11 protein-coding genes are annotated in these 11768 nt (G+C 42.8%); 1 reads left to right on the top strand and 10 read right to left on the bottom strand.

What is annotated here, in order from left to right; translation table 11 throughout:
* Positions 1-240: 240 nt before the first annotated feature.
* Positions 241-1005, top strand: coding sequence for a hypothetical protein (locus AACT21_RS00760; RefSeq protein WP_013857174.1), 765 nt, complete (start codon positions 241-243; stop codon positions 1003-1005).
* A gap of 80 nt (positions 1006-1085) precedes the next feature.
* Here the strand turns inward: AACT21_RS00760 and pyrF are convergent, their stop codons facing one another.
* The 10 genes from pyrF to lon form a co-directional block, all read right to left on the bottom strand.
* A complete protein-coding gene (gene pyrF / locus AACT21_RS00755; RefSeq protein WP_094164069.1) occupies positions 1086-1781 on the bottom strand; it encodes an orotidine-5'-phosphate decarboxylase in 696 nt (231 codons plus the stop codon).
* Positions 1782-1868: 87 nt separating this feature from the next.
* A complete protein-coding gene (gene lapB / locus AACT21_RS00750) occupies positions 1869-3038 on the bottom strand; it encodes a lipopolysaccharide assembly protein LapB (RefSeq protein ID WP_026028046.1) in 1170 nt (389 codons plus the stop codon).
* A 19-nt stretch (positions 3039-3057) separates the two neighbouring features.
* Positions 3058-3333 (bottom strand): LapA family protein, encoded by a 276-nt coding sequence (locus tag AACT21_RS00745; protein ID WP_017044598.1) that lies wholly within the window; start codon positions 3331-3333, stop codon positions 3058-3060.
* Positions 3334-3474: 141 nt separating this feature from the next.
* On the bottom strand, positions 3475-3759 hold the full coding sequence (ihfB, locus tag AACT21_RS00740) for an integration host factor subunit beta (RefSeq protein ID WP_010317449.1): 285 nt from the start codon (positions 3757-3759) through the stop codon (positions 3475-3477).
* Between the two features lie 76 nt (positions 3760-3835).
* On the bottom strand, positions 3836-5506 hold the full coding sequence (rpsA, locus tag AACT21_RS00735; protein ID WP_013857179.1) for a 30S ribosomal protein S1: 1671 nt from the start codon (positions 5504-5506) through the stop codon (positions 3836-3838).
* Positions 5507-5609: 103 nt separating this feature from the next.
* Positions 5610-6290, bottom strand: a complete 681-nt coding sequence (gene cmk, locus AACT21_RS00730) for a (d)CMP kinase (RefSeq protein ID WP_013857180.1) — start codon at positions 6288-6290, stop codon at positions 5610-5612.
* A 163-nt stretch (positions 6291-6453) separates the two neighbouring features.
* A complete protein-coding gene (locus tag AACT21_RS00725; protein WP_017044597.1) occupies positions 6454-6753 on the bottom strand; it encodes a ComEA family DNA-binding protein in 300 nt (99 codons plus the stop codon).
* 136 nt (positions 6754-6889) lie between these two features.
* Positions 6890-8749, bottom strand: coding sequence for a peptidylprolyl isomerase (gene ppiD / locus AACT21_RS00720; protein WP_019282002.1), 1860 nt, complete (start codon positions 8747-8749; stop codon positions 6890-6892).
* Between the two features lie 157 nt (positions 8750-8906).
* On the bottom strand, positions 8907-9179 hold the full coding sequence (locus tag AACT21_RS00715; protein ID WP_026027116.1) for an HU family DNA-binding protein: 273 nt from the start codon (positions 9177-9179) through the stop codon (positions 8907-8909).
* A 195-nt stretch (positions 9180-9374) separates the two neighbouring features.
* Positions 9375-11726 carry an endopeptidase La gene (lon, locus tag AACT21_RS00710; protein WP_013857184.1) on the bottom strand — a complete coding sequence of 784 codons (2352 nt, stop codon included), beginning with the start codon at positions 11724-11726 and terminating at the stop codon, positions 9375-9377.
* Positions 11727-11768: the final 42 nt, after the last annotated feature.

Raw genomic sequence — 11768 nt, 5'->3', positions numbered from 1 at the left:
TAGTTATAACGCTTAACACTCTCAATTCAAAGCTTGATGATTCAAGAGCGAAGAAAAAAGTAAGTATTTTGCGTAGCTGACTAAATTTTTGCCAACTATCGCCCAATCTAAGCAATAAAAGGCAGTTTTTAGGGGTTAAAACAGGAATAATAAAAATAGTCAATTTGAAGGTGTAGTGATAACTAAGGATCGTGTATTCTTAATTGCTAGCCACTGAATTCTAATAAAGATACGGATTATATGAATATAGGTTTAATCATTGCTCTTGTAGCAGTTTTGCTGGTGTTAGTCCTTGGCTATAACATCATGCTTCAATACAAAGTAAAGGTCGAGTCAGCTAAAAAGCAGGAGTCGACTCGATATATCGCCATTATTGATGCGACAGAAGACCTTATCGGCAACGCACACCACATGCCGTTTAGTAAAGAACTCTTAGTGTGTTTAAATACCCGTATCCTTGATGCCCTACTTAGTATGTATGAGCTTGACCCGAAAAATAAGCAGTTGGCACAACGCATTGAGCATATGAAAGGGCAAATTAAGCATTTACAAGAAAACCACCCAGGTGGTGACAGTACAACGTTTAAAGTACCCACCAGCGATAAACAAGCTTTGATTATGCTTAAACTAGTGAAACGTTTAAGAGACACGATTCGTAGTGAGCACAATAAAGGACGTTTTGAAACACAATCTTACGTCGCTGAAAATGCGCGTCTAGAAACAATACAAATTCGAATCAACATTGAAAATGTTGTTAAGCGGGCAAATGATTCTATCGTTCGTGGGCAACCCGGAACTGCGATTCAGCTATTGCGTAAAGGGATCGATGTTCTGAGCTCAAAAAATGATGCTTATTCCAATCAAGCTCGTGAAAAACTTCAATCAATGTATGATGACTTAGAAAAACGACGCCAAACAAAAAGTGCAACGGATCTTCAACAAATTGAAGATAACGAGAGAAATAGTGATATGGAAGCACTGTTTGGTGAAAAGAAAAAATGGTAGCCCATTATTTTTGCTTAGGAAGTATTTTTAAGGTCGCATAAGCGACCTTTTTCATACAGCAACGTAAAGAAAACATTAAGTTAAATTAACGTATCATTTATCGCTTTTAGGACTTCATCCGGTCTTGTTGCCTGAGTAATTGGGCGACCGATGACTAGATAATCTGAACCAGCTTTTATGGCCTCACTCGGAGTCATAATACGTCTTTGGTCTCCTGTTTCAGAACCAATAGGACGAATCCCTGGCGTAACTAATTTAAACTCTTGACCAAGATGGCTCTTAAGCATGTGCGCTTCTTGAGCTGAGCATACCACTCCATCTAACCCTGCATTTTGAGTTAGGCTAGCCAGACGCATTACATGCTCTTTAGGCGCAACATCGATGCCAATGCCACGAAGATCAGCTTGTTCCATACTGGTTAGTACTGTGACAGCAATAAGTAGTGGTCTATCGTTACCATAAGGTTCAAGAATCTGGCGAGACGCCGACATCATTCTCTCCCCACCACTGGCATGAACATTCACCATCCATACGCCAAGCTCAGCCGCCGCACGTACGGCTTTAGAGCACGTGTTGGGAATATCATGAAACTTTAGGTCTAAGAATACCGAAAAACCTCTTTTGTGTAGCTCACGCACAAAATCGGGACCAAACAGGGTAAACATCTCCTTGCCCACTTTTAATCGACAGCTGTTGGGGTCAATTTTATCAACAAAAGCTAACGCTTCCGCTTGTTGCTCATAATCCAACGCGACAATTACTCTCTGGTCTTTCATTTTCACTCCTAAAATAATTAAGCTAAAAAAATGCAGCTTTCATAAGCTGCAGTTTTCGAGTCGATCAGTAACTCCAGTACATGAACTCTATTCACCATCCAAACCACGGATAGGTTTAATTGAACCCCAATTCTTACATGATGGGCAGTGCCAGTAGAGAGAATGAGTTGAGAAACCACACTTTCTGCATCGGTAGTGAGGTTTTACTTTTAGTTGCTCACCTACCAATTTTTGCAAGGTCGACAAACTCTCTTTCGCTCGACCTTCCTCTGCTTCGATGAGATGGTAGTCAATTAAACGGTAGAAGCCCTTCATGGTCGGATTTTTAACCAATTGCCGTGTCAAAAGTTCCTGTGCTGCTCCAGCACCATCATGTTGTGCCACCAACTGTGCGAGCATCAGTTCAGCTGACACTCCAGCTTCATTGATAATGCACTCGCGTAAAAACTCAACAAGTTCACCCTCTTTCCCAATATGGTGATAGCACTCAGCAAGCGTCGGCAATACCTCGCCGATAAAATCAATGTCCTGCTCCAAGACCATCTGCATATACTGGATTGTATGACGGTAGTCATCATTTTCAAGATACAGCTTACCTAAAGAGATCGTTGCGCGTACACACTTCGGATCTTCAGACAGCGCTTTTTTAAGATATTGAATCGCTTTGCTATCGCGTCCTTCAGCCTTCTCTTGCATTGCAAGTTCACACCAAAAATGGGCTATAACACTGTGCATCCTTTTTCTGCCTAATTTGACCAACGCATAAGCGTAATCGATAGCTTTATGCCACTCTCGAGTCTGTTGGTAAATAGAAACCAATTGTTGTAACGCCGCTTCTTTGTGTTCGGGCTCTTCAATCAGTTGTTCAAATATTTTTTCAGCGCGGTCGAGAAAGCCTGCCACCATATAATCTTTTGCCAATTGTTGTAAGGCGAGATTTTTTTGGTCAATAGTAAGACTTGAACGAGATATGAGATTTTGATGGATGCGGATAGCACGATCAACCTCTCCTCTTGAACGGAATAAGTTGCCCAGCGCTAAGTGGGTATCAATCGTTTCATTGTCTACTTGGAGTAGCTCGATAAAATGGTCAACGGCCTTATCTGATTGATCAGAAAGCAGTAAGTTAAGACCCGTCACATACTGACGAGAAATTTGGTGAGAGTGTTTCTGCTTGTCTTGCTGAGCACTACGATTTCCCATATACCAGCCGTAGGCGGCGGCAATCGGTAATAGCAAGAAGAGAATTTCTAACATCAAGTCAGCCTTTATTTCACTACGCTTTACTTGTTACAGAGCTGTTCTCTGCTGTTTGCTTTTTCAGTTGCTTATTCAACTTTCTAACTTGCAACTGAGACTTGAAGTAGAAGCTACTGCCAAGCAAACAAGCAAGTAAAAAACCAGAGACAAAGACAGTGCCAAGTAAAGTAGACAGGTGAAATTCGCCTTGAGCGATCAAATAGTTAAACGTCACAACTGCTTGATTTTGAGCCCCTAGTGCTAAAGCAATCAAAAAAAGTGCAAGAATTAGAACGATTTTTATAATTTTCATATGCCACTACCTATCCAGTATTGATCTGGTCTGATTATGCAGGAAAATGGCCTTACAAACCACGTCTATTATGGATTCCTTTCTTAAAAAAACGGCATACTTAAACTGTATGCCGTTTTTTAGAATACTCTCTAAATCGCTTTAGATATTCTCATTAACTCGCTCACGTAACTCTTTACCTGGCTTGAAATGAGGGACGAATTTGCCATCCAACACCACTTTATCACCGGTTTTAGGATTACGACCTACTCTAGGCTCACGATAGTGCAAAGAGAAACTACCAAATCCGCGAATTTCGATTCGCTCTCCGCTTTCTAAAGTTGATGCCATATGTTCAAGAATATCTTTCACAGCGTCTTCAATTTCTTTAGCAGATAGGTGCGTTTTCTCAGCACAGAGTCTTTCTATCAATTCAGACTTAGTCATAGTTTCCCTCATTACTTATCAAAGTAGGCACTAACTGAAAAAAAAGGAGCCTTACGGCCCCTTTTAGCGAGTTAGATTATTCGCCTTTAGCAGCCTTGAATGCATCAGCCATAGCATTACCAAACGCACCTTCATCAGCTTTGTTCAGTGTAGCCATTGCTTCTTGCTCATCAGCTTCATCTTTAGCTTTGATAGATAGGTTGATTACGCGGTTTTTACGGTCTACACCAGTAAATTTCGCTTCAACGCTGTCACCAACGCTTAGGACTAGAGACGCATCTTCAATACGGTCACGAGATGCTTCAGAAGCACGGATGTAACCTTCAACGCCGTCTACAAGTTCAATTGTAGCACCTTTCGCGTCAACTGCAGTAACAGTACCGTTAACTAGAGTACCTTTTTTGTTATCAGCAACATATGCGTTGAACGGGTCGTTTTCCATTTGCTTAACGCCAAGAGAAATACGCTCACGCTCTGCATCTACTGCTAGAACAACTGCAGAGATTTCATCGCCTTTCTTGTAATCACGTACCGCTTCTTCTCCAGGAACGTTCCAAGAGATGTCAGATAGGTGAACTAGACCGTCGATGCCGCCGTCTAGACCGATGAAGATACCGAAGTCAGTGATAGACTTGATCTTACCAGTAACTTTGTCGCCTTTAGCTTGCGCTTCAGCGAATGACTGCCATGGGTTAGCTTTACACTGTTTAAGACCTAGAGAGATACGACGACGCTCTTCGTCGATATCAAGAACCATAACCTCAACTTCGTCGCCAACATTAACAACTTTAGATGGGTGGATGTTCTTGTTAGTCCAATCCATTTCAGAAACGTGTACTAGACCTTCAACGCCTTCTTCGATTTCAACGAAGCAGCCGTAGTCAGTTAGATTTGTTACACGGCCAGATAGTTTATGACCTTCTGGGTAACGCTTAGCGATAGCTACCCATGGATCTTCGCCAAGTTGCTTAAGACCTAGTGATACGCGAGTACGATCACGATCAAACTTAAGAACTTTAACTAGGATTTCGTCACCAACGTTAACGATTTCTGATGGGTGTTTAACGCGTTTCCAAGCCATATCTGTGATATGTAGAAGACCATCAACACCACCAAGGTCAACGAATGCGCCGTAGTCAGTAAGGTTCTTAACGATACCTTTAACTTCAGTGCCTTCTTGTAGAGTTTCAAGAAGTTCGTCACGTTCAACGCTGCTTTCTGATTCGATAACAGCACGACGAGAAACAACAACGTTGTTACGTTTCTGGTCTAGTTTGATAACTTTGAACTCTAGCTCTTTGTTTTCTAGGTGAGTAGTGTCACGGATAGGACGCACGTCAACAAGAGAGCCTGGAAGGAAAGCACGGATACCGTTTAGTTCAACAGTGAAGCCACCTTTAACTTTACCATTGATAATACCAATAACAGTTTCAGCTTCTTCGTAAGCTTTCTCAAGAACGATCCAAGCTTCATGACGCTTAGCTTTCTCACGAGAAAGTTGAGTTTCACCGAAACCATCTTCAACAGCGTCTAGAGCAACGTCTACTTCAGAACCAACTTCAACTTCAAGTTCGCCAGCAGCGTTCTTGAACTGTTCAGCAGGGATAGCAGACTCAGACTTAAGACCAGCGTCAACAAGAACGAAACCATTCTCGATAGCGACTACAGTACCTTTAACGATTGTACCTTGTTGAAATTGTGTTTCGTTTAAAAACTCTTCAAAGAGTTGAGCAAAAGATTCAGTCATTTATTTAATCTTCAATAATTAAACTTCCATGGGTATCCTACCGCATGGGGTTATTAAATTCGCCAGTCATCATCCTTGCGACCGACGCTCTTACCTAGCAGAACTACTCTGCCAGCTTAGATTCTACATATTGTAATGCTTCTTCTACAACTTCGTCGATAGACATTGAGGTTGAGTCAAGCAATAGCGCATCCTCTGCAGGGCGTAATGGGGCCACTGGGCGGTTACGATCTCGGTCGTCACGCTCTTGGATCTCGCTTAAAAGGGCGTCAAATTTAACATCTAGCCCTTTGAGTTGCAACTGCTTAAAGCGACGTTGGGCTCGCTCTTGCGCACTGGCATCGAGGAATATTTTCACTTCTGCTTGAGGAAACACAACTGTGCCCATATCACGTCCATCAGCAACCAGTCCCTGCCCTTTCGCAAAGGCTCGTTGGCGACGTAATAATGCCTCACGAACTCTAGGCAATGCCGCTACTTTTGATGCCGCCATTCCTGTCTCTTCTTTGCGCAATTCTTTCGATACGTCCTCACCTTCAAGAATCACTCTAACCAAGTCGCCTTCTGCGATAAATTGGACATCTAAATGTGTCGCCAGAGGAACAAGCGCTTCTTCCGACTCAGTATCCACACCGTGGTGAATCGCCGCCAATGCAAGAACGCGGTAAATAGCTCCAGAATCGAGCAAATGAAAGCCTAATTTCTTAGCCAACAACATACAAAGAGTGCCTTTACCTGCACCACTTGGTCCATCTACGGTAATTACCGGAGTGTGAGAGGACATGATTTACTCCACTTAGTTTTTATGCGGCTTGCTTGCTCGCTTTTGTCGGCGACAAATTATAGTGCTTATCCGTTACAGGCGCTAGGAAGGAATGGTGATATGACTGAAATTTCACAGTGATACAAGCGTCGCTTTTAGGGGGCGACGCTTTTGATAGAGACTTTTATAAAATGATACGCTCAGCGTTTTGCCTGACAGTAGCGGCACCAATGCCTTTCACCAAGCTCAGATCTTCTTTGGTTTTAAAATCGCCATTTTGTTGACGATATTCAACAATCGCTTGTGCTTTTTTAAGTCCAATACCTTTTAACAAAGTAGCAATTTCCTCAGCGGAAGCCTGATTTATATTAACCGTAATTTCAATGCCTTGGTGCGTTTCTACCACCTTTTCTTCTGCTAATGTCGGTGAAAGAGGCAATACGATACTTAGAAGTAACAACCCGAGTTTTGTTTTCAATTTCATATGAACATTTCCTTGTTTATTAATGGGTACCAATATTAATTGAGCTTGGAAATGAGAGGGAATCAAAAAGGTAGAAATTGAAATGGGCTGCATAAGCAGCCCATTTTAAGTTTCATATCAATTACATTACTAGCCTTTATTGGCTCACAACATAATATTCAATGTCTGTATTTTTACGCAAAGTTGTAAGTATCGCAGCCAAATCACGTTGGCTACCGATGCGCTCTAACTGAGCCGTAATTTGATCGTTGTACTGAGGTGTGACTTTAGCCTCAACCTTATGTAGTTCAACAAGAACAATATCACCGTTCATTGCTTTCGCTTGACCGTAAACAACACTATCTGTAGCGGGTTTAGGGAGAGAAAACACCGTACTCGCCAATGGAGAGCTACGATCAATCATTTCCAACTCAGCAAATTTTAACCCACGCTGTTCCAATAAGGATTGGTCACCTTGCTTTAGCGTATCAATCAATTTTGTGGCTAACTCAATCGCTTGTTGTTCGCCTTTGACTTTAGAAAGCTGAGTAACCACTTGCTCTTTCACTTCAGCCAAAGGAAGAACTATTTGTTCCCGAGCATCATCAACACGAACAACGATAACATGTTCTGGGGCAACTTCTAATACCTCAGAATTGAGCCTATCTTCTTTTACCTCTGGGCTTAGAATAGCTTGAAGAACAGCTGGATTTTTAAGAATTTCAGGCGCATCTTGCTGAGAAATAAAATCGGTTTTCTGAATCTTAGCTGAGATAGCGTTTGCTGCTTCATCCAGAGAGTCAGGTGATTCAAATGCCACTTTTTCTAGCTTAGTCTGCAACTCATAAAACTGATCTGCGGCCTTTTGGTCTACCATTTCAGCTTTGATTTCAGAGGCAACCTGTGCGTAGGGCTGTGCGATAGGGGCTTTAACATCATCAAGACGGATAATGTGATAGCCAAATTCAGATTTGACCAACCCTGTGATATCCCCTATCTGTTCGATAGCAAAGGCTGCTTGTTCAAAAGCTGGGTCCATCACATCATGTTCAATCCAACCTAGCGAACCACCCTCTTCTGCGCTTCCTACGTCTTCTGATTTTTCTTTCGCTAAAGTCGCGAAATCAGCGCCAGCATTCAGTTCATCGAGAATCGCCTGCGCTTTAGTTTTATCATCACCTTGAACCAAAATATGGCTTACTTTACGCTGTGCTTGAGTGGAGTATTTGTCTAAATGCTCTTGGTAGTACTGCTCGGCCTGTTCATCAGACACTACAATTTGGTCTTTCAATTGTTGGGCAGAAAGCTCGATATAAGCCACTTTAACCTGCTCTGGACGGGTATAGCGCTCTGCATTTTGTTGATAATATTGAGTAATTTCTTCATCACTCAACTCAACATTTTTAGCAAAGTCGCTGAGTGACAATGTGAGCGCACGGATATCACGGGTTTGAGAGATCAGTTCACTTTGCTGATTAACCTCACCCTGCAACGTAAATTCACTACCTTGGATAGCACTAAGTAACTGGTTACGGATAAGATCACGACGTAGATATTCTGCAAAGCTTTCAGCAGAGAAACCTGCACGGCGAAGAGCCGCTTGATAGATTTCTTGGTCAAACTTACCGCCAGTCTGGAATTGGGGCATGTCTAAAATCATTTTACGAACCTGATCATCGCTCACTCGTAAACCTAGTGATTGTGCATGCTGCTCCAACAATAAATCGTTAACCATACGATCAAGCACTGACTTACGAAATGACTCGACATACTGAGGATCAGCGAGCAAGTTAGCAAAATAATCCCCTAATTGGGATTGCATGCGATTGCGCTCGTTCTGGTACGCTTGTTCAAATTCACCACGGCCAATCTCACTATTGCCAACTTTAGCCGCAGCATTACTGCCACCGCTGACCAAGTAGCTACCGACACCTGCGAATACGAATGATAAGATAATCATTCCTAGAATAATTTTCACCGCGATGCTGTTCACGCCTTCGCGTAATCGATCCATCATAATCTAACTGCTCTCCGGATAAGAAGCTTCACACTTCAGCCTAAAAATTGAATAGCGCGATAATATCAGAAAAAGAAATGCGCATCAGTAGGATGCGCATAATTTCAAAAGGTTCGAATTAATTTTGCGCTTAAGCCGCAAAAAATAACGATTTTGATTAGTTGCAAGCGTCTTTAAGCGCTTTGCCTGCTTTGAAAGCAGGTACTTTTGCTTCTGCGATTTGGATCTCTTCACCCGTTTTAGGGTTACGACCCGTGCGCGCTGCACGAGTGCGAACGCTAAATGTACCAAAGCCAACAAGCGCTACTTGATCGCCAGATTGAAGAGTGCCACTAACGGCTTCGATGAATGCATCAAGAGCACGGCCTGCCGATGCTTTAGAGATGTCAGCGTTTTCTGCGATTTTTTCTACTAATTGTGTTTTATTCACTGTGATTCCCCTTTGCGTCACCCATTATTATTTTTTAACGGTGACTTTTCGTTCCATTAAGTTCCCAAACTAGCTTGAAGCCTTATTACATCTGGGCTGCAAGCTATAGGGGCTTACGTTAGCGCCCAAAAAAAACGCTGACAAGCCTTTTTAAGCCTATCAGCGTGATCTTTTACTTATTTTTGCTGCACATCACTATTTTTTAGCTTCAAATTCAACCCCAGAAGGGTCTCGTTCAAGTGCGATCTTCAAAACTTCATCAATCCATTGAACGGGAATGACTTTTAGATCAGCAATCACATTTGCAGGGATCTCTTCCAAATCACGCTCATTCTCTTTTGGGATCAATACGGTGGTGATACCACCACGATGTGCTGCGAGCAGTTTTTCTTTCAAACCGCCGATAGGTAATACTTCACCACGCAACGTTATCTCACCCGTCATCGCGACTTCCGCTTTCACAGGATTACCCGTCAAGCTAGAGACAAGCGCCGTACACATAGCAATACCCGCGCTTGGGCCATCTTTTGGTGTTGCGCCTTCTGGCACGTGAACGTGAATGTCACGCTTTTCATAGAAATCAGCGTTAATCCCTAATTTCTCGGCGCGTGCGCGAACCACAGTCATCGCAGCTTGAATGGATTCTTGCATCACTTCGCCCAGAGAACCAGTTTGCGTCAACTTGCCTTTGCCAGGCATTGATTCGGTTTCAATAGTCAGCAAATCACCGCCTACTTCTGTCCATGCTAAACCCGTAACTTGGCCAATTTGGTTACTGTCGTCGGCTTTGCCAAAATCACAACGTTGCACACCTAGAAACTCTTTTAAATTCTCTTGGTTGGCTACCACGGTTTTTATGTCTTTATTCAACAAGATTTTCTTCACCGCTTTACGGCAAATTTTTGAAATCTCTCGCTCTAAGCTTCGTACGCCCGCCTCACGTGTGTAATAACGGATAATACCAATAATGGCTGAATCTTCGATAACAATTTCATGAGGCTTCAAACCATTCCGCTCAACTTGCTTAGTCACTAGATGGCGTTTAGCAATATTCAGCTTTTCGTCTTCTGTATATCCGGAAAGGCGGATAACTTCCATACGGTCAAGCAGCGGACCTGGGATGTTCATTGAGTTTGATGTCGCAACAAACATGACATCAGACAAGTCATAGTCCACTTCTAAATAGTGATCGTTAAAGGTGCTATTTTGTTCAGGGTCAAGCACCTCCAACAATGCAGAAGATGGGTCACCACGCATATCTGAAGACATTTTGTCGATTTCATCAAGCAGGAACAGTGGGTTTTTCACGCCAACTTTCGCCATTTTTTGAATCAACTTACCCGGAAGAGAACCGATGTAAGTACGGCGGTGACCACGAATTTCTGCTTCATCACGCACTCCACCTAACGCCATACGGGTATATTGTCGACCTGTTGCCGCCGCTATCGAGCGGCCAAGAGACGTTTTACCAACGCCCGGGGGACCGACAAGACACAAAATTGGCCCTTTCAGCTTGTTGATACGACTTTGTACCGCGAGATATTCTAAAATACGCTCTTTGACACGATCTAAACCGTAGTGATCGGCATTTAAAATCTCTTCAGCTTTTGCCAAATCTTTCTTAACTTTTGAACGTTTGGCCCAAGGAACATTGACCATCCAATCAATATAGCTACGCACAACGGTTGCTTCTGCAGACATTGGAGACATCATCTTTAATTTCTGCAGCTCTTGTTCCGTTTTTTGGCGCGCTTCCTGTGGCATTTTGGAATCGTCAATCTTCTTCTTCAGCATTTCAAATTCATCAGGTGCGTCATCCATCTCACCTAATTCTTTCTGAATCGCTTTCATCTGCTCGTTGAGGTAATACTCACGCTGAGATTTTTCCATCTGCTTTTTAACGCGACCACGAATGCGTTTTTCAACCTGTAATAGATCGATCTCCGCTTCCATTTGTCCCATTAAAAATTCCAAACGTTCACTGACATCAACAATTTCGAGAACTTTTTGTTTTTCAATCAATTTCAATGGCATGTGAGCGGCGATGGTATCAGCCAAACGCGCTGCTTCATCAATCCCATTTAACGACGTTAATACTTCAGGCGGGATTTTCTTATTGAGTTTGATAAAACCATCAAATTGGTTGATTGCGCTACGAACGACGACTTCCTGCTCTTTATCATCCAACTCAGGAGTGACAAGATACTGCGCTTCTGCGGAGAAAAATTCACGCTCGATGAAGCGATCAATTTTCGCTCGCTGTTGGCCTTCAACCAACACTTTCACGGTACCGTCAGGTAATTTCAGAAGTTGTAAAATCGTTGCAACTGTCCCGACTTCAAAAAGATCTTCAATTTTCGGTTCGTCGGTTTCCGCTTGCTTTTGTGCCACAAGTAACACTTGCTTATTGTTATCCATCGCCGCTTCAAGGCATTGGATGGATTTTTCTCTGCCAACAAACAAAGGAATGACCATGTGAGGATAAACCACCACGTCACGTAGAGGTAGTACGGGGATCTCGATACGCTCGGAACGTTCCAAGTTCATATTATTCTCTCTTCCGCTTCAACTGATTACCGAGTATATGGG

This window comes from Vibrio sp. V08_P9A1T1, from assembly GCF_963874405.1.
In the GTDB taxonomy this organism is placed as follows: domain Bacteria; phylum Pseudomonadota; class Gammaproteobacteria; order Enterobacterales; family Vibrionaceae; genus Vibrio; species Vibrio anguillarum.
Note: the sequence above shows the minus strand (reverse complement) of the source record. Positions and strands in the feature narration are given on the sequence as shown.